This window comes from Flavilitoribacter nigricans DSM 23189 = NBRC 102662, assembly GCF_002646595.1.
GTDB lineage: Bacteria > Bacteroidota > Bacteroidia > Chitinophagales > Saprospiraceae > Flavilitoribacter > Flavilitoribacter nigricans.
The window spans coordinates 71,221-95,354 of sequence record NZ_PDUD01000021.1 but is presented as its reverse complement, the minus strand read 5'-3'; the positions used below and the strand labels follow the sequence as shown (position 1 = coordinate 95,354).

General features: G+C 50.6%; 17 protein-coding genes. 7 read left to right on the top strand and 10 right to left on the bottom strand.

The annotated features are described in order from the left end of the window. Positions 1–48 precede the first annotated feature (48 nt). The 3 genes from CRP01_RS15830 to CRP01_RS15820 all read right to left on the bottom strand — a co-directional run bounded on the left by CRP01_RS15830 (position 49) and on the right by CRP01_RS15820 (position 3,701). Positions 49–1,974 (bottom strand): YgiQ family radical SAM protein, encoded by a 1,926-nt coding sequence (locus tag CRP01_RS15830; RefSeq protein WP_099151045.1) that lies wholly within the window; start codon positions 1,972–1,974, stop codon positions 49–51. 591 nt (positions 1,975–2,565) lie between these two features. After that, on the bottom strand, positions 2,566–3,042 hold the full coding sequence (locus tag CRP01_RS15825; protein ID WP_099151044.1) for a transposase: 477 nt from the start codon (positions 3,040–3,042) through the stop codon (positions 2,566–2,568). Positions 3,043–3,104: 62 nt separating this feature from the next. Further along, complete coding sequence (locus CRP01_RS15820) at positions 3,105–3,701, bottom strand: hypothetical protein (RefSeq protein WP_099151043.1); 597 nt, start codon at positions 3,699–3,701, stop codon at positions 3,105–3,107. Here CRP01_RS15820 and CRP01_RS15815 point away from each other — a divergent pair. After that, the gene (locus CRP01_RS15815) at positions 3,700–6,735 is read left to right on the top strand and encodes a M1 family metallopeptidase (RefSeq protein WP_099151042.1); all 3,036 of its coding nucleotides are present in this window, start codon (positions 3,700–3,702) and stop codon (positions 6,733–6,735) included. The two genes, CRP01_RS15820 and CRP01_RS15815, sit on opposite strands and share 2 nt — an antisense overlap. A 45-nt stretch (positions 6,736–6,780) precedes the next feature. Then, entirely contained in the window at positions 6,781–7,299 is a 519-nt protein-coding gene (locus tag CRP01_RS15810) for a YdeI/OmpD-associated family protein (RefSeq protein WP_099151041.1), read from the top strand. A gap of 171 nt (positions 7,300–7,470) precedes the next feature. Here the strand turns inward: CRP01_RS15810 and CRP01_RS15805 are convergent, their stop codons facing one another. Continuing rightward, entirely contained in the window at positions 7,471–8,190 is a 720-nt protein-coding gene (locus CRP01_RS15805) for a hypothetical protein (protein WP_099151040.1), read from the bottom strand. Positions 8,191–8,675: 485 nt separating this feature from the next. On the opposite strand from CRP01_RS15805, the gene CRP01_RS15800 reads away from it, so the two are divergent. Together CRP01_RS15800 and CRP01_RS15795 are read left to right on the top strand one after the other, a co-directional pair. Then, positions 8,676–9,032 carry a hypothetical protein gene (locus CRP01_RS15800; protein WP_143473400.1) on the top strand — a complete coding sequence of 119 codons (357 nt, stop codon included), beginning with the start codon at positions 8,676–8,678 and terminating at the stop codon, positions 9,030–9,032. Positions 9,033–9,119: 87 nt separating this feature from the next. Continuing rightward, positions 9,120–11,381, top strand: a complete 2,262-nt coding sequence (locus CRP01_RS15795) for a S9 family peptidase (RefSeq protein ID WP_099151038.1) — start codon at positions 9,120–9,122, stop codon at positions 11,379–11,381. Between the two features lie 145 nt (positions 11,382–11,526). On the opposite strand, the gene CRP01_RS15790 is transcribed toward CRP01_RS15795, so the two are convergent. The 6 genes from CRP01_RS15790 to CRP01_RS15765 form a co-directional block, all read right to left on the bottom strand. Next, positions 11,527–12,786: a DUF4440 domain-containing protein gene (locus CRP01_RS15790; RefSeq protein WP_099151037.1), complete on the bottom strand. Its 1,260-nt coding sequence runs from the start codon at positions 12,784–12,786 to the stop codon at positions 11,527–11,529. A gap of 91 nt (positions 12,787–12,877) precedes the next feature. Next, positions 12,878–13,825, bottom strand: a complete 948-nt coding sequence (locus tag CRP01_RS15785) for a tetratricopeptide repeat protein (protein ID WP_099151036.1) — start codon at positions 13,823–13,825, stop codon at positions 12,878–12,880. Between the two features lie 672 nt (positions 13,826–14,497). Further along, positions 14,498–15,514 (bottom strand): SPASM domain-containing protein, encoded by a 1,017-nt coding sequence (locus CRP01_RS15780; protein WP_099151035.1) that lies wholly within the window; start codon positions 15,512–15,514, stop codon positions 14,498–14,500. Positions 15,515–15,586: 72 nt separating this feature from the next. Then, complete coding sequence (locus CRP01_RS15775; RefSeq protein ID WP_099151034.1) at positions 15,587–15,796, bottom strand: dodecin family protein; 210 nt, start codon at positions 15,794–15,796, stop codon at positions 15,587–15,589. Between the two features lie 399 nt (positions 15,797–16,195). Next, on the bottom strand, positions 16,196–17,752 hold the full coding sequence (locus tag CRP01_RS15770) for a peptide MFS transporter (RefSeq protein WP_099151033.1): 1,557 nt from the start codon (positions 17,750–17,752) through the stop codon (positions 16,196–16,198). Between the two features lie 161 nt (positions 17,753–17,913). Further along, entirely contained in the window at positions 17,914–19,617 is a 1,704-nt protein-coding gene (locus tag CRP01_RS15765; RefSeq protein WP_099151032.1) for a peptide MFS transporter, read from the bottom strand. 392 nt (positions 19,618–20,009) lie between these two features. Here CRP01_RS15765 and CRP01_RS15760 point away from each other — a divergent pair, with 392 nt between their 5' ends. The 3 genes from CRP01_RS15760 to CRP01_RS15750 all read left to right on the top strand — a co-directional run bounded on the left by CRP01_RS15760 (position 20,010) and on the right by CRP01_RS15750 (position 24,115). Continuing rightward, positions 20,010–21,524, top strand: a complete 1,515-nt coding sequence (locus CRP01_RS15760) for an alpha-isopropylmalate synthase regulatory domain-containing protein (protein WP_222845746.1) — start codon at positions 20,010–20,012, stop codon at positions 21,522–21,524. A 140-nt stretch (positions 21,525–21,664) separates the two neighbouring features. Continuing rightward, positions 21,665–22,510: a glycerophosphodiester phosphodiesterase family protein gene (locus tag CRP01_RS15755; RefSeq protein WP_099151031.1), complete on the top strand. Its 846-nt coding sequence runs from the start codon at positions 21,665–21,667 to the stop codon at positions 22,508–22,510. A 204-nt stretch (positions 22,511–22,714) separates the two neighbouring features. Further along, on the top strand, positions 22,715–24,115 hold the full coding sequence (locus tag CRP01_RS15750; RefSeq protein ID WP_099151030.1) for a purple acid phosphatase family protein: 1,401 nt from the start codon (positions 22,715–22,717) through the stop codon (positions 24,113–24,115). Positions 24,116–24,134 lie beyond the last annotated feature (19 nt).

The following is a 24,134-nucleotide window of genomic DNA, read 5'->3' as shown; positions in this document are numbered from 1 at the left end:
TGCGAACAATTGGAATGTCAAAATAAAACATCCCGTAAGTTTCCGGGGCTATTTTTTCCGCCGTTTCTTCTGTCTCCGGCTGTTGAATTTTTCCCGCCCTTTACTCCGGGTCTTAATGGCCTCCTGCTTTTGGTATTTCTTTTTATCTCCGATCAGTTTCTCGATCAGATCTTCCCGTCCCAGGCTTTTGAGCTGGTCGCGGATCTGCTGGTGGTTTTCCCGCTTGTGCCAGAAGAAGAACATGTGTTGTTTCTTTTTCTCCTTTTCACTTTTTGCGGTATAAACCGGTTTCAGGGTATACGGATGCAGCCCGGTATGGTAAATAACGGTAGCGACCGTCATCGGAGTGGGCGTAAAATCCTGCACCTGCTCCAGCTTGAAGCCCATGTCCTTGGTTTCAGCGGCCAGATTGGCCATGTCTTCCGCCTGGGAGCCGGGGTGGCTGGAAATAAAATAAGGGATCAGCGGTTGATCCAGGCCGTGCTTCTTATTGTAGTAGTCGTACTTTTTCTTGAATTCGTGGAAGTGTTTGAAAGAAGGCTTACGCATCACGCGCAAGGTATTATCCGAAGTGTGTTCCGGCGCAACTTTCAGGCGGCCGCTGATATGGCAGGTCACCACCTGTTCCATGTATTCGTCCAGACTGCCGTCGTTATTTTTATTATAACTGTCCACCAACAGGTCATATCGGATCCCGCTACCCACAAAGGCCTTTTTCACTTCCGGATGCGCATCCACCTTCCGGTAAAGTTCCGTCATCGGTTTGTGACTCGTATCCAGGTTACTGCAAATGACCGGATGAATGCAGGACGGGCTCACGCAACGGTCACAGATCTCCTGCACTTTACCCTTCATGCGGTACATATTCGCCGACGGACCGCCCAGATCACTGATGTATCCTTTGAAATCGGGCATTTTCGTCACCTTATCCACCTCCTTCAGGATCGATTCCTCCGAGCGGCTGGCAATAAATTTCCCCTGGTGGGCAGAAATCGTGCAAAAGCTGCACCCCCCGAAACAACCGCGGTGCATATTCACCGAAAAACGGATCATCTCGTAAGCCGGGATAGAGCCGCGTTTTTTGTATTTCGGATGCGGCAGACGCGTATACGGTAAGTCAAAGGACGAGTCGATCTGCTCCTCACTCATCGGTGGATAGGGCGGATTGACGATCAAATTGTGATCCCCTACTCCCTGGATCAGGCGGCGGGCGTTTACTTTATTGGATTCCTGCTCAATGTGTTTGAAGTTGGCCGCATAAGAACGTTTATCCCGCAGGCAACGCTCGTGGGAACTGAGAATAAAGTCCTCCCAATTCTTATTGACGGGCAATTCCTCGTGGCGAGGGGTCAGTACGGCCGTCTGCGGAATAGTGGTCAGATTCTCAAAAGGCACGCCCCGTTTGAGCAGGCGCACAATTTCCCGGAGCGGCAATTCTCCCATACCGTACACCAGCATGTCGGCGCCACTCATGGTCAGAATATTGGGAAACAATTTATCTTCCCAGTAATCGTAATGGGTTACCCGGCGCAGGGAAGCTTCGATGCCTCCGATCAGCACGGGCACATCCGGGAAAAGTTTTTTCAGGGCTTTGGTGTAAACCGTTGTGGCGTAATCCGGACGAAAACCGGCTTCCCCTCCGGCCGTATAAGCATCGGTTGACCGACGGCGCCGCGCCGCGGTATAGTGGTTTACCATCGAATCCATACAACCGGAAGTCACGCCAAAGAACAGGCGGGGTTTGCCCAGTTTTTTAAAATCGCGCAGATCGTCCTGCCAGTTGGGCTGGGGCACAATGGCGATCCGCAGGCCTTCACTTTCGAGAATACGACCAATTACCGCGGTACCGAATGCCGGATGATCCACGTAGGAATCCCCGGAGATCAGGATGACGTCCAGTTCTTCCCAGCCTCTCGCCTCCACTTCTTTGGCCGTAATGGGCAACCAATCCGATAATGGCCGATCGTCAAACATGTTTTACCTTTTGATTTCGAACAGTTTAATAATGCACTTCAAATTTTTGCAAAGATAAGCTATTTACTTCGGAGCGCATGAGAAATGTTTTAGACGCGGGCCGGGCCGTTCGTCACTTCCGGATCTGTTAAACCACCCTTTCTGCTTTTGGGGACCAGAGGGAAGGATTTTGTATTGGGTTGGAGAGAGTGCGGGCCGCCGGCCCTTATTCCGGTCAATAGCCATATGCGGTATACCTGTCTATGATCCTAAAAGATATTTCAACGGAAAGGTGCAGCGCACCGCAATAGATCCATCACCCAAAAAGGACATAATCAAAAAGGACGGTGCGCTGCACCTATTACATATTGGTGATTATGAGGTTGGAGAGAGCGCGGGCCGCCGGCCCTTATTCCGATCAATAGCCATATGCGGTATACCTGTGTATCTATAACCCTTAAAAATATTGCAATGGTAAGGTGCAGCGCACCGCCCTATCTCCAGAACCGATCCAATCATCATTTTTCAGGTGCAGCGCACCGTCATAGTTCCAGACATGCAGCGCACCGTCATAGATCCAGACATACAGCGCAACGCAATTGATCCATCGTCTTATTCCCAGCGATAGACATCATCGAAATCAAACAAATATTCATCCCGATAAGCAATCTCAAAAGATTCCAGCAAGCTTTTATATTCTTCCCGAAACGACTGCTTACGGTGATGTACCTCCTGCCTTTCGATATAATTAATCACCCGACTCACCTGGCTCTGGCTGTAGGAAAAAGCCCCATAACCACCTTGCCAGTTAAACGCATGGGGCGTAAAACCACGCTTTTTGATAAAGTGAGAAGAAGAAGTTTTTACCTCACTGATCAATTTGGGAATGGTTTCGGTTTGCCGATACCTGAAGAAGAGATGAATATGATCCGGCATACCGTTAATGGCCAGGAGATAATGACCGTTATTCATAACCACGGTAGTCATGTACTTATACAATTCATCTTTCCAGGACTGTTTGATCAGGTTTTGACGTCCGGAGACTGCAAATACTACCTGCAGGTAGATTTGGGTGTAAGAATTTGCCATCAGAGCGCGTAATTGATTTCTCTATCAAGTTGCATTATATTTTTCGATAATGCAATCAAAATTCACTCCCGCGTCAAAACCGCCCGCTGCAAAACCGTCACCGGCAGGGTAGCCACCGGTGGTATCTTTTCGCCATCCACTACCGTATCACCGGTGCGACTGGCAGGAACCAGACTCCCGGAAATGATCTCAAACACCAGGTGCCCGTCCCGCATTTCGGTTGAGGAGAGTAATAGGTTTTCCATGACGGTGAAGCGGTTGAACAGCTTATTATCCAGAAAATAAGCTTCCATGGCGATTGAGTTTCGCTCATCGATCTCGTAATGCCCTTTCTCGGCATCGATGGTATTAAGGACATAGGGCCGGCGGCCGGATTCCAGGTCGGCGCCGTAAATGATGGTCCAGGTATATTGCCCGGCGGAATCCAGCGGCAGGATGTGCAATTGCATGGGAAGTGACTGCTGATAGCCGTATTGGTTGAAAATATTTAGATCTCCCTTCCAGATACCTACCCAACCCTCCGGAAAAGAAACCGGTTCTTTAGGGGAAGTATCTCCTTCCGTCTGGCCCCAAACGGGGAAAATGCAGAAAATAATACCCATGGTAAAAAGCTTCCGTAGGAGGAATTGTAACTTGGTACCTTGCAAATGTAGGTTCATGAAATATTTATTTTTGCTATTGGTGATTTTCGGATCTATTCGAATATTGCCGGCTCAGTCCTCCGCTTATTTCCAGCAGGAAACGCATTACCGCATCCGGGTAGATTTGGATGATCGCCGCCATACCCTGCGGGGTGCGCTGGACCTCACCTACGTCAATCACGCTCCGGAGGCACTCCCTTTTATCTGGTTCCACCTGTGGCCCAATGCTTATCGCGATCAGACAACGGCTTTTGCCGAGCAGCAGAAACGGATCGCCGGTACGGATTTCTACTATGCCAAAGATAGCCAATTGGGTGCTATCGACAGTCTGGATTTTTCGGTGGACGGCCGCCCGGCGCGACTGGAATTCGACCCGGAAAATCCCGATATCGCCAAACTCTGGTTACCGGATCCGCTGGCTGCCGGAGATTCGATCCGAATCCGCACGCCCTTTTGGGTGAAGATCCCTTTTTCTTTCTCCCGGCTCGGGCACCTGGGCCAATCCTATCAGATCACCCAGTGGTATCCGAAACCGGCCGTCTATGATGCCGACGGCTGGCATCCGATGCCCTATCTGGACCAGGGGGAGTTTTACAGTGAGTTCGGCAGTTTTGATGTTGAGATCACGCTGCCGGCCAATTATGTAGTAGGCGCCACCGGCAATCTGGAAACCCCTTCCGAAAAAGCCTTTTTGCAGCAGCGAGCAGCCGAAACCCGCACCTACCTGGATTCGCTGCCGGTCCGCCCCAACGAAGGCTACGTTTTCGAGGAATTCCTGGCTTCCAGCGAAAGTAGGAAAACCATCCGGTACACCGCAAGCCGGGTGCATGATTTCGCCTGGTTTGCCGATAAGCGCTTCCGGGTACAACACGACAGTGTGCAGCTGGGAAATGGTCGTACCGTATCTACCTGGACGATGTTTACCAAGACCGAAGAACAGCTGTGGCGAAAATCCATAGATTACGTTAATCGTTCGGTACAGTTTTACTCGGATCTCCTCGGGGATTATCCGTATCCGCAGGCTACCGCGGTACAAAGTGCGCTCAGTGCCGGCGGAGGTATGGAATATCCCATGATAACCGTGATTGACCTGGCCGGCACTTCCTACAGCCTGGATGAGGTGATCACGCACGAAGTCGGCCACAACTGGTTCTACAGTATTCTTGCCTCCAACGAACGTGATCACGCCTGGATGGACGAAGGCCTGAACTCTTTTTACGAACAGCGGTACATGCAGACCTACTACCCACCGGCCCGCCAGATGGTGATCCCGGATTTTCTGGTGGACCCATCGGATATGGACCTGTCCGAGCTGATCTACCTCCTGCAGGCCCGCCGGCAACTCGATCAGGCTCCGGACACTCCCTCCGATCACCTGTCGGACACCAATTACTGGCTGGGAGCCTACTACAAACCGGCCAAGACCCTGTGGTGGTTGTATCACTACTGGGGTGAGGAAAAATTTGATCGGGCGCTACGGGATTATTATTCCAGCTGGAAATTCCGGCATCCCCAACCGAAGGACTTCCGGCAAAGTCTGGAACAATTTACCGATGAGTCGCTCGACTGGCTGTTCAACGGGCTGCTGTATTCCAACACGACTTTTGATTATGCTATCCAAAACATCAACCGTACCGATACTGCATTTATAATTGAAGTCCGGAACCGGGGAGCCATGCCAGCGCCCGTTCCGATTTACGGACTGCAAGCAGGTGAGGTCACCTTTTTCACCTGGCTCGAGGGTTTTACCGGTACCAAACAGATCCCGATCCCCCTGGGGGAATACGATCGTTTTGTGCTAGATTATCACCACCAAACGCTGGACATCAACCGGAAAAACAACCAGATCAAAACCGAAGGAGCCTTTAAGAAACTGTCTACATTCCGGCTGGCACCTATCGCCAAGATCGAAAACGAGCATTACACCAGTCTCTATGTGCTTCCAACTTTGGGCTGGAACCATTACGACGGCCTGCAGCTTGGTATGCTCCTCCACAATCGTACCCTGCCGCACAAACAATTTGAATTTGATCTGCTCCCTCTGTACGGCTTCCGTACCCGCGCGCTGAATGGCATCGGTAATGCCGATTACCGGATCTATCCCCGGCGGGGCTGGTTCAGTGAGATCGAACTGGGGGTCAATTACCGCACTTTCCACGATCGGCGAGATACCTTCGGCCAGTTTCGCTACCAACGCTGGCAACCTGGTATTTCCCTGAATATCCGACGCTCCCCGGCCTCCACTTACTCCCACGGGCTGGCTTACCGCCTGATCGGATTAACGACCGAAAGCCCGGATACGGAAACTACCGGAAAGCGAAAAGACCAATCTCTGATCCACGAGTTATCCTATACCGGTCAAAACAAGCGGGAAGTCAACCCCTTTGAATTCCGCTTTGCACTGGAGCAACAGGCTTACGATGATGTCTTCGGCAATCCACAAAACTATTTGAAATGGTCGGTTGAATGGCAGAGTCATTTCCACTACGCTATCGATAAAAGTATCCGTACACGACTTTTTGTCGGAGGCTTTTTCCAAAATACCCGACGCCGGGCCGGGGCCATTTTCCCCGGTGCTTTCAGCCTGATCGATCAGGCCGCAACGGACTATCGCTATGACGATTTTTATTTCGGCCGCAGTGAACGGGAGGGCTTCCTGTCCCAACAGCTAAGTCAGCGGGACGGAGGATTTCGGACTCCCGTCAGCCCAGCTTTCAGTCTCGGAAAAAGTAATAATTTTATTCTGGCTGTCAATTTCACTGCCGACCTGCCGTTTGGCGACCAGTGGCCTATCCGTCCCTATCTGGATCTGGGTTATTTTGACAATGCCATGCCGACGGGAAATAATGCCACTTTTGCGGATCAGTTCATATGGAGCGGAGGACTCGCTCTGGAAATAATGGACGGGCGGTTCGGACTTTATTTTCCACTTATCAATTCACGAAATATTCAGGATCGCCTGCTCGAAAGAGGAAATTTCTGGAACCGGATCGCATTCCGGTTTGATATTTATGGAGAAAAACTACGGGATACCTGGGAAAATAATTGGTAATTTTATTCCCGGTAGCCAAACATAAAAAATACGATATCACCCAGCATGGATCATTTCACCGCCGCCCTCGACAAACTGGACAGTAATTTATGGAATTATTATTTACCCGTGCCGGTGGATATATCGGAAGCGATCATTGCCGAACAAAAAGATCGCCGGGTCATTTGCACGCTCAATAATAAATTGGAATTCCAGTGCGCCCTGATGCCGAAAGGTGACGGCACTTATTTTATTATGCTCAATAAAAGTATCCGTGATAAACTTAAACTTACGCTGGGTATAACGGTTGACGTCCGTTTAAAAAAGGATGAAAGTGAATACGGGCTGCCCATGCCGGATGAACTGGCCGAAGTGCTGGCTTCGGATCCCGAAGGTAATGATCATTTCCAGGCGCTCACTCCAGGCAAACAAAGGAATCTGCTTTATATAGTTGGCAAAGTAAAGAGCTCCGACCTGCGGATCCACAAAGCGCTGGTCGTGATCGAGCATTTAAAAAAGCAGAACGGAAAAATTAATTTCCGGCAGTTAAACGAAGAATTAAAAACTTCTAACCGCAAATTCTGACGAACTTCAGATCTCATATAATTTACCGGATCATTGGCCAGGCGCGGTCGGTAATCATTTGGCGGTGATATACCATAAAAAAAGCCACAACTCAACATTGTGGCTTAAAAAATAATTTTTGTGTTTATCCTTTGAATAATTGTTGGGATGAAAATTCAATAACGGGTACAATTATTTACTTGCTTTCGGTCCGGGTTTTTTCTTTCCCTTCATCAGTTCGGCCTGCAAATCTTCCAGTTCTTTCCATTTTTCCTGCTTAACCAGTTTAGCCTGTTCTATAAGCGGTTTCGGATCCTGGTTTTTGAATCTCGGGCCGGCATGCTCCAACACACCCTTAACGCTGGTCTGAGAAGCCTTGGCCAGATCGTTAAATGACTTTACCCCCTTTTCGTTCAGCAGGGTTTCGATCTTGGCGCCCAATCCCTGGATAAAGCGCAGGTCTTCCGGGCTGTCCGGACGATTCGGTGTAGCTGCTTTTTTCGGAGCACTTCTGCGGGTCGTTGTCGTTCCGGGTTTCCGGCCTCTTCTGGCCTTGGGCTTTGGTCCTGGTTTGGCTTTGGTTTCCGAAGCAGCGGCGGGAGCGGCCTTAGCCTTGGCTGCGGTCGTTTTTCTGGTGCGCTTCGCTTTCGGTTTGGCCGGTGGCAGTACCTGCGGTTCCATAACCTTGGTGACTACTTCCGGTTCTTTTTCCTTCTTCTTTTTATTCTTTTTTTTGATCTTTTTGAGATCGGATTTCAGTTCTTTATTTATTTCTTTCAACTCCTCTAACTCACCGGCCATGCTCTGTACGGTTTCCGTTAATTCTTTTAGCATGGATAATTCAGGAGATACTGATTTAGCTTTTTTATCCTTCTTTTTCTTTCCTTTTTTCTTCTTGCTGTCTTTCTTCATTATTGTATGATTTAGTGAAAGAAATCGCCAGGTGGCGAATAATAAAAATTGCATTCCCGGTAGTAAAACATTACCGAAAATATCTTCCACTGAGGTAGAGCCATTAAGACTTGTACCGAATTTTGACCAGATTGGAGCCTATAAAGATGGGTTTAGAAAATATTACAGACCATGTCTGTACCAGGTGTTGCTGCAATACGTGTAAGTTATTAACGTGCAGAGAGGATAAGTATTCTGTACGGGTTTAATTTATAAAGGTTTGCATACTAATTAAATAGATACTGATCAGAGGACTTTGCAATTATAGCTATTTTGAAGGTAGTAACTTAGAATCTAGATTTCTAGTCAAAACTGGCTTGTCAATTATTATAATTAGTCAACAAGATAATAAGAATTTAGTAGAAGATGTATTTTTTGTAGCAATTTATGGTTACACTTACCCACCAGGATTTATTCACTTATCTTTGCAGGACAATATGAGAAGCATGGAAAATCCTTCCCAGGACCAATCAATAATTCGCGCTGCGGGCGAAATAATCATTCGCGACTTTGAGATCGAAAGATCAATCGATGAAGAGCAGTGGGATGAACAAAAGTTATTTGAAATATTAGCCGATCAGGTCGCCTATATGATCGAGTTCAGGTTGGAGCATTTGTTCAGCCTGTTGTATCGCATGGATGTAAAAGAAGAACTGGTACGGGCCGCCTTAGCGCCCGATGCACCGGACCCGGCCAATATCGGTATCGCCCGTCTCGTTTTAGAAAGACAGAAACAAAGGAATTATACCAAAGCTACCATAACCATAAAACCCGAAGAGCTGGGTGAAGACTGGGATTGGTGAAGCAAACACCGTAAAATTGCCCACCATTCTATATCTTCACTACCGGATTTCGAACTCGCCCCTTTCCATTATAAAACAATCACCAAGATGACTAAAAAAATTTTAAGCCTTTGCTGCTTTATCTTATTTGTTGCAGCTTTACACGCACAGGAGGATGCGGGAATATTAACGCTTGACCGTATCTATTCCGGCGAATTTCGTACCGGTTATCTAGGCCCGTTCAAATGGTTTGAAGAGGGCGAGGCCTACACGAAACTCGAAAGATCCGCCAGTGGCGCCGGGCAGGACCTGATGCGCTATGACTCCCGCACCGGCGAAGGAGAACTGCTTATTGCCTCCGCCCAACTGGTACCCACCGGCAGCGAACAACCGCTCGATATTGCAGATTACGACTGGTCAACGGACCAGAGCAAATTACTGATCTTTACCAATACCGAACGGGTTTGGCGCGCCAACACCCGGGGCGATTACTGGGTATACGACCGGGACGCGCAAACGCTCACCCAACTGGGCGCCGACCTGCCCGAATCTTCCCTGATGTTCGCCAAATTTGCTCCGGATGGTAAGTCCGTAGCCTACGTGAGCAAGCACAATATCTACGTGGAAAGCCTCGATCCCGGCAATACCCGCATCCGGCAACTGACAACGGACGGTACGGAAGATATCATCAATGGTACTTTCGACTGGGCCTACGAGGAAGAATTTAGCTGCCGCGACGGATTCCGCTGGAGCTACGACGGCCGGCACATCGCCTTCTGGCAGATCGATGCCACCGATATCAAGGACTTCCTGATGATCAATAATACGGACTCCATTTACAGTCAGATCATACCCGTGCAGTACCCCAAAGTAGGCGAAACCCCTTCTTCCGCCAAGATCGGGAATATCGAACTGGCGAGTGGTGATATCACCTGGATGGATATTCCCGGTGATCCGTACCAGCACTATTTGCCACGAATGCAGTGGGTAGGCGAAAGTCATCAACTCCTGATTCAGCAACTCAACCGCAAGCAGAACGAAAGAAAGATCTGGCTCACGGATGCTCTGACGGGGAAAGCGAAAAATATCTATACCGAAAAGGACGAGGCATGGGTGAGTGTACGCCAGGGAGAACTGTACGAACTGGCCGGCGGTAAGTCATTTGTGCTCAACACCGAAAAAGATGGCTGGCGACACCTCTACCGCTTTGACCTGGACGGTAAGGAGCAGTTGCTGACGCCGGGAGACTATGATCTGGCTTCCGTGTACCTGATCAACGAAAAGGAAAATTACGTGTATCTGGATGCCTCCCCGGATAATCCTACACAGCGCTACCTGTACCAGGTTGCCATGAAAAACGGTAAGAAAAAACGACTCACTCCGGATGATCAGCCCGGTACGCATAGTTATACGATCTCGCCCAACGGTAAATTCGCAGTGCATAGCTGGTCCAATGCCAATACGCCGCCGACTACCGAATTCATCAGTCTGCCGGACCACAAAGTACTGCGCACCCTGATCGATAATAAAACCTATCGCCAGCAAATGGCGGAGCTGAAGTTGAGTCCGGTAGAATTCTTTACCATCACCACCGCCGACGGGGTGAATATGGACGGCCGCATGATCAAACCTCTGGATTTTGATCCGGAAAAGAAATACCCGATCCTGTTCAATGTATACGGCGAACCGGCCGGACAGACCGCCCGAGATAGCTGGGTTTCCCTCTGGGATAGAATGATGGCGCAGAAAGGATACATCATCATCACGATGGATAACCGGGGCACACCTTCCCTCAAAGGCCGGGAATGGAGAAAAAGTATCTACCGGAAGATCGGCATTATCAATTCGCGGGATCAGGCCATGGCTACACGTGAAGTCCTGAAATGGCCTTTCGTCGATCCGGATCGAATCGCCGTCTGGGGTTGGAGCGGCGGTGGTTCCATGACGCTGAACCTGCTGTTCCGCTATCCGGAATTGTACCAGACCGGAGTTTCCGTAGCGCCCGTCGGCAACCAGTTGCTGTACGATAATATCTACCAGGAGCGCTACATGGGGCTGCCGAGTGAGAACCGGGAGGACTTCATTGAAGGCTCCCCCGTGACCTACGCCAAAAACCTGGAAGGGGACCTGCTGATCGTTCACGGCACGGGTGATGACAACGTGCATTACCAGAACGCCGAAGTGGTCATCAACGAACTGATCCGCCACAACAAACAGTTCCAGATGATGGCCTACCCCAACCGCTCGCACGGTATCTACGAAGGGCAGAATACCCGCAAGCACCTGTACGGACTCATCACCAACTACATTACGGAACATACGCCGCCGGGCGGTGTGGAGAAAACCGCGGGTAAACCGATTCGTCCCTGATCTTATCCCGATCGTTCCGGATGATCCGGACGCGATCAGTCAGGATTAATCCATATGACAGAGCAGCATTTGGCGTCGCCAAATGCTGCTCTGTTTTTATACCATTGGGTAACACTACCCTATCGGCCCCTTCCGCTGCCAAAATTCAATCCGCTACCCCATTCCAAATATCCAGATAGATCTTCCAGTCTCCCTCTTCCGACTTTTTCCAAACGATAACGTATTTCCCCCGCCAGGGGACTTCGGTACCGTCTTCCAGTCGGGTACGACCTTCGTAATACCCCCAGTCGTAGGCTTCATGCCCCAGTATTCGTATCTCTTCCGGAATGATGCGGTGGTGGACAGTACGGCTGGTGCGCCCCGGCCGCGGAGTCCAGTAGTTTCGGATCAGTTCACTACCCTCCAGAATTGGAGCGTTGTTCGGAAAGATCTTTCCGTCTTCGGTGTAAGCGCCCACGACCTTATCGTATTCTCCCGCGATCAGGGCCGCCGAAAAGTTATCGATCCCGGTATGGATCTGCCCCAGGTCCGTTTGTAGAAATTCAGCCTTAAGTTGTTGATAGATCTCGCTAAGTACCTTGATCCCGGCGGTATGCTGGTGCAGATTGGTTTTGTTCTGGAAAGCACCGAGCGCTTTGGCCTCCAGCGCTTCCACGCCTTCCGTCCATTTCGGCCAGGACTCCAGGTCCGTCAGTTGTCCGTAATACAATTCATTAAAACCGTCGATGGCGTATTTCCGGGTCAGGTTGATCCACTCCTCTCCGTCCCGGGTAAATACGGCAAAGGGGGCGATCATATCTGCAGAGGTGGGATCCAGGCTGTAGCGCTTCCCAAAACCGTAGCGGGCCGCCAGCCATTTTCTCATCCCGACCACTCCCAGTGAGGGATCGGCCGGCACCCAGCTATCGCTTACACGATCGTAGATCTCCAGCCAGACGTGGTCGTTGTGGCGATGCCCAAAAACGGAGGCACGTGCACCCAGTTCCTGTACTTTCTTTTCGGCATCCACTTGCCGCCGGGGGGTAGGCAGGTGCAAATTGATCTCCCGAATCCGGCGGATCGGCACCTCCAGCAATTCCAGGCAAGCCTGGGAAACCCTGGCCAGCTCGTAGCAATTGCCTCCTTTTCGGGCGAGTATTTCCTCGATGGTTCGCTGTTGGTAGTCGGTGTAGGTCCAGTTGAAGTGTTGCGCAAACCATTCGACGATGGTTTCGGCCTGCTCCAGGCCCGGTTCATCATCGGACGTCAGCTGATGGGCAAATGCAGACAGGTCCCGCAAAGACAGCTCGTACAGACTATCTACTGGATTTCCGTCCTGACCGACTACCGGGGCCACCGGTAGTGTCAGCAGGAAAAATAAAAAAACGTTTTTTGAAAAAGAGAAATTGAAAGGATTGAACGACATCTATAGGCTTGTTTTATGAAATTATATCCATAAAGACAGCTCGTAGTGCTCAGTCGTTGCACCAATCCTCTATAGCATTAACAAAGGAAGTTTACACCTGCTGGGCCACCTGATTAAAATTTTCTTCCCGAAATTTTTCCAGTTCCTGGTCGGAAACGTATTCGCGGCCAATGGCCGTGGAGGAAGCTTTTTCCAGTTGTTGCAGGGCTTCGGCTTTACGGCCCAGTTCCAGCAGGGTCTTCGCGTACAGGAAGTAAACCTGACGACGACGGCTGTAGTTTGGATTGTCCTTGGTAAAGTTGCGGTTGGAGAACAGGCGGAATTCCAGGCTGGCCGCTTCGACCTTACCCATAGCCAGGAGGCATTCTCCCTTCATGCGGCGGGCGATCCAGTGCAATGGCTCCAATGGCATTGCTTTCTTGGTCACCAGGGTGAACTGTTCTACGGCTTCTTCCCAGCGTTCCTGTGCTTTGAAAATAACCGCTTTACCGAAATATGGATTGGCTTTATCCGGGTTAACATCGATGCTCTTGTTGTAGTCGTACAGTGCATCTTTGAAGTTACCCAGTTTATAGTTGACGAAACCACGGCGCTCGTACGCCAGGGCGTGTCTTTCAAATTTATCGATGGCCCGGCTCAGCGCGTCGCGGGCTTCCTGCTCCTTGCCTTCCTCGTTGATCAGTTGGCGTCCGCGCAGGAAATGCTGGATAGCCGTTTTGTCGCCTTTAGGCTCAATAACCACGTGGTGCAGCAGCTGCCCACTATCGGTCATCCAGGCACTCAGATCACCGGCTACGGCAAACTGGGCGAGGGTTTGCAGCAGGTTGATGGTATTTCTCCAGGTCTTTTCCGAAGTCTGGGTAATGAACCGGGGGATATCCAGGAAGCATGACTCTTCCACAAAGATATCTTCAGCATTAAGGGCAATATCCGAGCGATAATAGTTCTCCTTGCGGTGCTCGAACATGTTCAATACCTTTTGATAACTACGACTGCTGCCAAATTCCAGTCTTCCCGAGATGATAGTCTTGTGTGTCATGGCCCTACTGTTTTAGCTCTTTTGTAAATTGGGTGCGTACTGCACTATTTTGCAATTGGATTAGTTCGTTCTAAATTACTATCGGGTTAAAAACTGCCGGTACTTCGTTAGCTCTGCTCCCCCGCTCGGGGTACAAAGGCAATTAATCTACTGCTCACTGCCATTTCGAAACTGAAGTTCCAGGATTTGCTTGACTTATTAACTTGGTCGTGCGTAGTGACAAGGAAATGCGGGTCAATTTCTGTCCAAATAACCTGTCTCTAAGGGTCTAAACCAATCGTAACTCTATCGTATTGATCTAGGCCGTCGTCGCGCATGAAAAGATGTGCAACCTGGTTAATCGGTTGTCATAGTATATTGTAGTATTCAAATGCGCTAATATGCCAGACTTAATAAGGGTCTTAATTACAAAGGTGCTAATTAATCTATTAAAAATCAAGCTTATACCTTTCTTTTTTTATTCACCTATTGTGGATTGTTATTCACAAGCCTACTTTTTTGTTTTTAGGATAGTGTAGAAAACCAATTTGGTTCAACGCCAGTATTTAAAATGTTAGGAAGAAACTTTGGGAAATGGCATAAAATTGCGGAAATGTATTGCTATGAAGAATGCTGTTCGGTGAGCTCGTTTTGGCAAAATGTGCACCTTCCCACTTCCATGTTGGTCCTACCCTATTCGCTTACCCAAACCTTACATCCTTCCGTGCAGTTGGTGCAGATATCGATCTGATCTCTTCCCCGGAAAAGCTGCTCCCGAAACCCCTGATAAGCTTCACTTTGCCAGATATCCCGGAAGGAATTTGTTTTCAGATCGCCCAGCCGGTATTCGGCATCCTTGTCAAAGCAACAGGGAACCACCAGGCCATCCCAGGTGATCACACAGGAATGCCACAGTTTCCAGCAGTGGTTCAGCAGGTAATTCTTGATCCGGTAGGTACCGTCTTCCTGCCGGGCGTAGCGGGAGTATTTATCATTGGTCGGGATCAGTTCATTCCCCTGTTCGTAATCGTAAACCTGAGCCGTTTTTAACTTCACCTCATCGATGCCGATCTCCTCCGCGAGCCGGTAGACCTCTGCGATCTGGTGTTCATTGGGTCTGACCACCAGGAACTGAAAAATAATGTGCGGCGTACTGGATCTCATCCGTTTTTTCCAGGCCACTACATTGCGGGCACCCTGCAGTACCACTTCCAGTTTTCCTTCCTTTCGGTAACTCTCGTAGGTATCCTGCGTGGTCCCGTCCACGGAAATGATGAGGCGGTCCAGTCCGGACTCGATGGTACGCCGGGCGTTCTCCTGACTCAGAAAATGACCGTTGGTGGAAGTAATGGTATAGATGCCTTTACGGTGAGCGTAGGCCACCATATCCAGAAAATTCGGATTGATGTAGGGTTCTCCCTGAAAATAGAAGATCAGGTAGAGGAGTTCGCGGTGCAGTTCGTCAATGGTCTGGCGAAAAAAGTCTTCCTTCAGATTGCCGGTGGGTCGGCTAAAAGCCCTTAAACCGCTGGGGCATTCCGGGCAGCGCAGATTACAGGCCGTGGTCGGCTCCAGGGATATCGTGAACGGCTGCCCCCACTGGCGGGGTTTCCCGGTCCACCGCGAGAGGTAGTAGGAACTGACCACCAGGCCGGCGTTCCAGATCCGCTTCCAGGTGAGCTTCGATAAAAAGTTCAGGATATCGCGCATGCCACAAAGGTAAGAAGGGTGCCCTCCAAATGAGAACACCCTTCCACTTAATTTTTTTGGTTTAGGGCCTGATTAGCCTGCCTCTCCTACTTCAAAGGTTACTTTCAGGTTGACGCGGAATTGATCCACCTTCCCATTCTTAACGGTTACAGTCTGGTGCTGCACAAAGGCCGAGCGAATATTACTTACAGATTCATTAGCTCTTTCAATCGCCTGCTTAGTAGCGTCTTCCCAGCTCGTTGTGGAATCGGATAGGATCTCAATGACTTTTAATACTGCCATGAAATTGGGTTTTTATTGATTAGAAAAATAGTAAATCGAATTGTCCGCAATGTGCTGATCGCGGATTAAGGTAAAGTAGATTTGAATGTCAAATCGTGGGTTTTAATTTCCTTGGAAACGGAGGTAGGAAAGCATATGTTCGGTAGAATGCTATTCAAGTAGGTCGATAGGTCAATATATTGAAAAAATGAGGGAATTGCAAGAGGGTGTTGAGGTGTTGAGGTTTGCAGGTACTAATGTGGAAACGTGTGGAGATGTTGATGTTGGGAGGTTTTGTTGGGCTGCGGTGTGAATACAAGAACGGATTTAAGTGTTGTGATGTTTTTGTATGAACGTGTTAAGGAGAGTGTCCAACTTAACACGTTCACACATGCAAACATCAGAACTTTCACACTCAGGTTATTCTATGCCGTGCATCAGTTTCTTAATGATGGGCGTAAGGGCCACCAGTAATATACCGGCACAGATCGGGATCAGGGTAAAGATCAGGAAGAAGGTCGATAAAGAATACGCCTGACTGATCTGATCGATCAATCCACCGATGGAGCCGGCCAGTTTATTACCCATACCGATGGCGATGTACCAGAGACCAAACATCAGACCGATCAGTTTTGCCGGTGCCAGTTTACTCACATACGAGAGACCTACGGGCGACAGGCAAAGTTCGCCGAGGGTATGGAACAGGTAAGCCAGGATCAGCCACAACATACTCACCGATGCGGTTTGTGCCCCCTGCGGAATACTCATGGAACCGTAGGCCAGTGCGCCGAAACCGATACCGAGCAGCACCAGTCCCATTCCGAATTTCACCGATCCCGGAGGATTGTATTTACTTTCCCAGATCCGGGAGAAAAGCGGCGCAAAGGTGATAATAAAGAAGGAGTTTAAAATGCCGAACCAGGTGGCCGCCACTTCTGTAGTCTCCGCAGCCCACTCCCGTTGTACCTTCCAGATGACGATCCCCCAGATGATGAGGAAACTGGTACCCAGCGCAATATTAGACAGTGGATAGTGTTCGAAAAGTTTAGAGAACAGCTTGGCCAGTACCCAGGTGATCACCACCAATGGGCCGATGGTCAGCAGCGTATCGATGATCTTGTAGGTGTTCGCCGAAGTACCCGTCAGGATACGATCGGTATAGTCCCGGGCAAAAATGGTCATCGACCCGCCGGCCTGTTCGAACGCCGCCCAGAAAAAGATCGTGAAGAAAGCGAAGATACCGATCACGATGAAGCGGTCCCGCTGTACTTTGGCCGGTACCGGCTCCGGGTCTGCTTCCACCACTTCATCTTCCGGCTGCTCGTAAACGGCCTGCTGTTTAGGCGTCAGACCGATCTTACCGAATACCTTTTGGGCAAACCAGAACTGCAACATGCCAAAGAACATGAAGATACCCGCCAGGCCAAAGCCCCAGCTCCAGCCTACTTTCTCACCGATGTATCCGCAGAGCATGATCCCGAGGAAAGCCCCGGCGTTCACCCCCATGTAAAAAATGGTGTAAGCACCGTCCTTTTTCTCAGAATGGCCTTTATAGATCTCACTGATAATGGAAGTGATATTCGGTTTGAAAAATCCGTTACCCAACACCAGAAAAGCCAAACCGGCGTAGAGGAATACGGGCGTTTCCACAGCCATACAGGCGTGCCCCAGCGTCATGATGAACGCACCCAGAGCTACCGAATTCCGGTATCCCAGATACCGGTCGGCCAGAAACCCACCGATTATGGGCGTGAAGTACACCATCATGGTATACGTTCCGTACAATCCCAAAGCATCCGCCCGCGACCATTCCCAGCCGCCATCCAGCAGCGAAGAAGTCAAAAAGATCACCAGCAGTGCACGCATTCCGTAGTAACTGAATCGCTCCCACATTTCCGTGAAGAAGAGCACAAACAGTCCCACGGGATGCCCCAAGATCATTTTCTGATTTACGGCCGAGCCACCAAATTTTTCCATAAGCTGTGTTTTGTTGTCATCTTTGGATGACCGCCCTCATCCCGGCGGTGCGATCCGGTATCATAGTATCAAATTTCGTCCGCCCCTTACCGGTTCTTCAACCGGGCGCCGACGGATCTTTCCTTTTTTGTAGTACTCAATTACCGAGCTGCTCCCTTATATTATTCCACATCACCCATCCAGCGCTTGATCCACGGGCTCATCACCAGGAACAGGATCCCCGCGCCCACGCTCGTCATCACGACGCTCATGAACAGATCCGGCATTTGCGCCGCATTGTCCTCATCGAAGTTACCGGCAAACAATCCGGCGATCAGGTTCCCCAGGGCGGCCCCGATAAACCAGATACCCATCATTTGTCCGGCAAATTTCTTAGGCGCCAGTTTCGTGGTCATACTCAGACCTACCGGACTCAGGGTCAATTCTCCGGTAGTATGCAGCAGGTAGGTCATCACCAGCCACAAGGTAGATACCCGCGCCGTTTCCGGCAGATCGGCAACGACCAGGCGGGCCGCAAAGACCATGACCAGGAATCCAAGGCCCAGACAGATCAGGCCGAAGCCAAATTTGAAGGGCGCCGCCGGGTTCATATTGCGGGCCGCCAGTTTTACCCAGAGTGCACCGAATACGGGAGCCAGGATAATAATGAATAAGGGGTTGACCGACTGTAACCAACTGGCCGGCATTTCCCAGCCACCGCTGATACTGTCTACGATCCACCAGCCGAACAGGGCCAGGCCGACCACTACCACCGCAGTGATAACTTTCAACACATCGATCAGATCATCCCGTTTACGGATATATTCGTTCCAGTAATATCCCAGCCCCAACAACAGCGCCGCACCAACCAGCCAGGCGACGATAGCGGGAAGTCCCGCCGGACCAAAGAACCGATCCGTATGCCTTTCGGCAAAAAGATTGAGTGAAGATCCGGCCTGCTCAAATCCGGCCCAGAATAGTGCCGCACCGATAAACAGGAAGATGATCACCACCACCCGTAATTTTTCCGCTTTATTCAAACCACCGGCAATCAGTACGTAGGCAAAGTATAGAGCCGCAATGGCTACAATGATGTACCCCATGCCCTCCGCGACACCGACGATGGAATTCATATTGATCACTCCGGTAAACTGCAGGATCAGGATAAAGGCAACCAGAACTCCAACCAGGCCCAGGGCCAACATCGAGCTATTGCCAGATTCCCCACTCTCCGCCAGGGCTTCCTTCGCCTTGGGCGTCGTGCCTACCTCTTTCAGGTATTTGTTTTCCGTTAGCCGGAACATGATCAGCCCCAGGAACATACCCACCGCTGCGGCGCCGAAGCCGTAGTGCCAGTCGACGGATTCCCCGAGATAACCAACTACCATCTGGCCCGCAAAAGAACCGATGTTGATACCCATGTAAAATAAAGAGAAACCGGCATCGCGGCGGGCACCGCCTTCGGGATAAAGGTCACCGACAATGGTACTGATATTCGCTTTCAGCAAACCCGTTCCGATGGCTACCAGTCCCAGTCCCAGGAAAAAAGTAGTACTACCGGGTATGGCCAGCGAGATGTGCCCCAGCATGATCACGATACCGCCGTACCAGATGGCTTTTCGCTGTCCGAATATGTTATCGGCCAGCCAGCCGCCGGGCAGGGTGAGCAGGTAAACGCTCGCAGTGTACAAACCGTAAATGGCCGCAGCATTAGATGCGTCCAGGCCCAGTCCGCCGTTCTGATCGGCAATACTTGCCGTCATAAACAGGATGAGAATAGCCCGCATACCGTAGTAGCTGAACCGTTCCCACATTTCCGTAAAAAATAGTGTGAATAAACCCGGCGGATGGCCGAAAAAGGTTTTTCCCTGAGTAGAGTTTCCCATTAATCATGATTTGAGTGGGAGGTGAAAATAGATGTTTTTCCCATACTCCCGTAGAAATGCTCTCCTAAATTTTGTTACTGCCCACTTAAGGCAAAGTTAATTTGCCGGAAATTGTCAGTTAGCTGTCCATTCTCACCAATTTTGCTAAACCATTGTTATCTTTGCGCTTCTAACTCAGGTGGTTCGCTAAACGCAGGGCAAAAGGAGAAACGACCGTTCGATATCGCCGCCGCCCGGCGACCGTTTACCGCCCCCTGACAACGCATTGATTCGGGAAACGGAAGGAGATCATTTTGCCGGAGACTGTAAAACGACTTCACCAGAGTCGCTACCGGCACCCAACTCCACACCTGCCCCCGCCCAACCAGATTTGCCGCCAAATCGATGAACTTATGCAAGTGACCATCATGGATACCACTCTGCGGGACGGCGAACAGACCTCCGGCGTATCCTTTACCGAAAGTGAAAAACTACAGATCGCTCACCTGCTCCTCGAAGAGCTGGGTGTAGACCGTTTAGAAATAGCTTCGGCCCACGTTTCGGCCGGAGAATTCAGAGCTGTGAAGAAAATTACGGACTGGGCCGCCAAAAACGGCTACCTGGACCAACTGGAAATTCTGGGCTTTGTCGACGGAGATCGCTCTCTGCGCTGGATCGAAGAAGCCGGAGGCCGGGTGATCAATCTGCTGTGCAAAGGCTCGCGCAAACACTGCGAACAGCAACTTCGCAAATCGGCGGAAGAACACCTCTCCGATATCCGGGAAGTACTGGCCTCCGCCCGGCAAATGGGCATCATCGTTAATATTTACCTGGAAGACTGGTCGAACGGCATGCGGGATTCGATGGATTATGTTTTTCAGATCATCGAAGGGCTCCGGACGGAAAATGTCAATCGCTTCATGTTGCCGGATACGCTCGGGATCCTAAATCCCGATGAAAGCTTTGACTTTTGCAAAAAGATGCGCGACCAGTTCCCGGACCTGCATTTTGACTTCCACGCCCACAACGATTACGACCTGGCTACCGCTAACGTCTACGCGGCCCTGAAAGCCGGCATCAACGGCATCCACACCACCCTCAACGGATTGGGTGAAAGAGCCGGTAATGTGCCGCTTTCCAGCGTGGTTGGGGTAGCGAAAGATCACCTGGGCTACACGATGAACGTAGACGAGAAGAAACTGTATTCAGTCTGTAAAATGATCGAATCCTTTTCCGGCGTGCGCATTCCGGCCAACAAACCCCTGATCGGCGAATTCGTTTTCACGCAGACCAGCGGTATCCATGCCGACGGGGACAACAAAGCCAACCTCTACCACAACGCCCTGCAACCGGAACGCTTCAACCGTAAGCGCACCTACGCGCTGGGTAAGCTGGCCGGAAAAGCAAGTATCAAGAAGAACCTGGAAGAACTGGGCATCGAGCTGGATGTGGAATCCATGAAAAAACTTACCCGCCGGATCAATGAGCTGGGGGATCGCAAAGAAATGGTCACCAAAGAGGATCTGCCCTACATCATTTCCGATGTGCTCAATAACGGCAGCATCGAGCAGCACATTAAGATCCGGAATTACTCGCTCAGTGTGGCCGCCGGGCTGCGTTCGGTAGCGACGCTCAGCATCGAGATCGAAGGACGGGTGTACGAAGAAACGGCTTCCGGCGACGGGCAGTACGATGCCTTTATGAATGCCCTCCACCGGATCTACGATCATTTGAAAAAACCGTATCCGCAACTGATCGACTACGCCGTGAGTATTCCGCCCGGTGGAAAAACGGATGCCCTCTGCCATACGGTCATCACCTGGGAAATGGAAGGACGCCAGTTTAAGACCAATGGTCTGGATTCGGACCAGGCGCTCGCGGCCATCAAGGCCACCATCAAAATGCTGAACCTCATCGAACAGCAGTAAAGACGAGCCTTTATCCAGGATTTTTAATAAAAAAATAATCCGGAAGAGGCGGTGATTCCGAAGAATTGTTTACACCTTGGCGGCATACGCGAACGAATGGGGTCAGCGTCGGCCGGCCCCGCTGACACCTGGAACAATTCATGAACAACCGCCTTTTCCTTACCTTCATCTGCGGCCTTGCCGTATGCTTTGCCTGTAATACCCCGGCCGGAGTATTGCGAAAGACTTTTCTCGACGAAAACGCCACGCAGGTACTGGTGGCCGCTCACCGGGCTGCGCACCAGATCCATCCCGAAAATTCCCTTCCCGCCATACAGCACGCGATCGATCTGGGTGTAGATATCATTGAACTAGACGTTCAGGTGACCAAAGACGGTATTCCCGTACTCATGCACGATCGCACCATCGACCGGACCACTACCGGATCGGGCCGGGTACCGGAATACACCCTACAGGAACTCCGGCAACTGCGTCTTATTCACCAGGGAGACACCACCGATCAACTGATCCCTACTTTCGAGGAAGCGTTGCGGCTCAGTAAGAAAAAAGTCCTGATCGATGTAGATCTGAAAACGGATCAGCTGGCCCCTATACTGGCGGTGGCCAAAGCCACCGGCACAGAACGCCAACTGGTATTTTTTGACAGTGATTATGAGGCGCTGCACTATATCCAGGCAGAAGACCCCGGACTTCTGCTGATGCCGAGAGCCTATTCATACGAAATGGCGGATTCCGCCATCACCGCATTTTCTCCGGAGATCGTCCATATTGATTTTTCTTTTTACGACCGGGAAACGGTGCGCCTCATCCGGGAAAACCGCGCCCGCATCTGGATCAATGCCCTTGGCGGGATTGACCGGGCGATCGGCACTACCGGAGAACAAAATGCCCTGGATTCGCTACTGCGTTTCGGCGCTAACGTGGTGCAGACGGACAACCCCCGGGAACTGATCGATCTTTTGCGCAGTCGGGGCCTGCATCCCTGAGGGATCTCTTTCTATCCGCAGGCCGGACCGAAATTCCGGCTATGATGATTATGGATCATTCAGAATGCCTTAACTTGAGGCCGACTCACATATAGTCTGTTTTACCACAACAACAAAATTAATGGGGCCGACAGCGCCTGCCGTCCTACTAGGTATAGGACCCGATCTTTATTTTTAATTTGTGGAATAAATTAACCATACTATATGAAATCGTCATTCACTTTATCCTTCCTGTTGGTATGTTTCGGTATTACCCTTTCGGCGCAGGACCGGGATTATTATCCACCTTCGGTCGTTCCCGACCGCATCATTCTTAACCTGACGGAAAATCCGACGGAAAGCATGGCCGTTACCTGGCGTAATGCCGTCTTTGTAAAGCGGGGATTCGTGCAGGTTGCCGAAGCCGATCCTTCTCCCGATCTACTGGATTCCGTTCGCGTATTTCCGGCAACTAAAACCACTTATACCACCGATCTGAACGCGGCCAATTTCTATTCGGCGGTCATGGATAGTCTCCGGCCGGATACCAAATACGCCTACCGGGTCGGTGATAGCACCCACTGGAGTGAATGGGCCCATTTCGATACGGCGGATACCACCGCGGCGCCCATGTCCTTCATCTATTTCGGCGACGCTCAGAACAGTGTTAAATCGCTTTGGTCGAGAACCATCCGGGGCGCTTACAGTCAACTGCCGAAAGCGGACTTCCTGTTGCACGCCGGCGACCTCATCAACTCCCGCAACCGGGACCAGGAATGGGGAGAATGGTTCTACGCCGGCGGCTGGATCTACGGTACCATGCCCAGCGTGGCCACTCCGGGTAACCACGAATACTACAATAATTCGGAAGGCATGTATACCCTCACCGAACACTGGAAACCGTCCTTTACGCTACCGGAAAACGGTCCGGAAGGATACGAGGAAACCGTTTACTACATCGATTACCAGGATGTGCGGATCATTTCCCTGAATTCACCGATGTTCGACGAATCACCCGAGCATACGGCCGCACAGGCGGAATGGCTCAAACGGGTACTGGAAGAAAACGATCAGAAATGGACGGTGGTCACGATGCACCACCCCATCTATTCCACGGCTGCCGGACGGAACAACGAAATTCTGAAAAAAGAGCTGCAGCCCATTTTTGAAGACTATAAAGTGGATCTGGTCCTGCAGGGACACGATCATACCTACGGTCGCGGCACCAACTTGCCGATCGGCAAAACGGAAAAGAATTCTCTGGACGGCCCCATTTACGTGGTCAGTGTCAGCGGTCCTAAAATGTATACACTGGGTCTCGACGACTGGATGCAACGCGGCGCTTCCAACACCCAGCTTTATCAGTTGATCAAGGTAGATGGCGATCTGTTGCGTTTCGAAGCCTACACGGTAGACGACCAGCTTTACGATGCTTTCGAACTCCGGAAAAAGAAAAACGGTAATAATCTGTTCTTTGATCTCGCTCCGGCAGGGATGGCGGAGCGCATCGAGCTGCCGCCCCGCTACCAGCAGCGGCTCACCGAAGAAGAAATACAGGCTTACCAGAACCGGTTCAAAGCCTACAAACAAAGGAATGAAAAGCGGCAAGGCAAAAAGAAGAAATAAAGCAGGAAGTTTTTCCTGC

Excerpts from the sequence above, each read along its gene's own strand:
- CRP01_RS15830 (WP_099151045.1), bottom strand. The coding sequence starts at position 1,974 with ATGTTTGACGATCGGCCATTATCGGATTGGTTGCCCATTACGGCCAAA.
- CRP01_RS15780 (WP_099151035.1), bottom strand. The coding sequence starts at position 15,514 with ATGCGCGATATCCTGAACTTTTTATCGAAGCTCACCTGGAAGCGGATC.
- CRP01_RS15825 (WP_099151044.1), bottom strand. The coding sequence starts at position 3,042 with ATGGCAAATTCTTACACCCAAATCTACCTGCAGGTAGTATTTGCAGTC.
- CRP01_RS15815 (WP_099151042.1), top strand. The coding sequence starts at position 3,700 with ATGAAATATTTATTTTTGCTATTGGTGATTTTCGGATCTATTCGAATA.
- CRP01_RS15755 (WP_099151031.1), top strand. The coding sequence starts at position 21,665 with ATGAACAACCGCCTTTTCCTTACCTTCATCTGCGGCCTTGCCGTATGC.
- CRP01_RS15760 (WP_222845746.1), top strand. The coding sequence starts at position 20,010 with ATGCAAGTGACCATCATGGATACCACTCTGCGGGACGGCGAACAGACC.
- CRP01_RS15765 (WP_099151032.1), bottom strand. The coding sequence starts at position 19,617 with ATGGGAAACTCTACTCAGGGAAAAACCTTTTTCGGCCATCCGCCGGGT.
- CRP01_RS15790 (WP_099151037.1), bottom strand. The coding sequence starts at position 12,786 with ATGTCGTTCAATCCTTTCAATTTCTCTTTTTCAAAAAACGTTTTTTTA.
- CRP01_RS15805 (WP_099151040.1), bottom strand. The coding sequence starts at position 8,190 with ATGAAGAAAGACAGCAAGAAGAAAAAAGGAAAGAAAAAGAAGGATAAA.
- CRP01_RS15785 (WP_099151036.1), bottom strand. The coding sequence starts at position 13,825 with ATGACACACAAGACTATCATCTCGGGAAGACTGGAATTTGGCAGCAGT.
- CRP01_RS15800 (WP_143473400.1), top strand. The coding sequence starts at position 8,676 with ATGGAAAATCCTTCCCAGGACCAATCAATAATTCGCGCTGCGGGCGAA.
- CRP01_RS15750 (WP_099151030.1), top strand. The coding sequence starts at position 22,715 with ATGAAATCGTCATTCACTTTATCCTTCCTGTTGGTATGTTTCGGTATT.
- CRP01_RS15775 (WP_099151034.1), bottom strand. The coding sequence starts at position 15,796 with ATGGCAGTATTAAAAGTCATTGAGATCCTATCCGATTCCACAACGAGC.
- CRP01_RS15810 (WP_099151041.1), top strand. The coding sequence starts at position 6,781 with ATGGATCATTTCACCGCCGCCCTCGACAAACTGGACAGTAATTTATGG.
- CRP01_RS15770 (WP_099151033.1), bottom strand. The coding sequence starts at position 17,752 with ATGGAAAAATTTGGTGGCTCGGCCGTAAATCAGAAAATGATCTTGGGG.
- CRP01_RS15820 (WP_099151043.1), bottom strand. The coding sequence starts at position 3,701 with ATGAACCTACATTTGCAAGGTACCAAGTTACAATTCCTCCTACGGAAG.
- CRP01_RS15795 (WP_099151038.1), top strand. The coding sequence starts at position 9,120 with ATGACTAAAAAAATTTTAAGCCTTTGCTGCTTTATCTTATTTGTTGCA.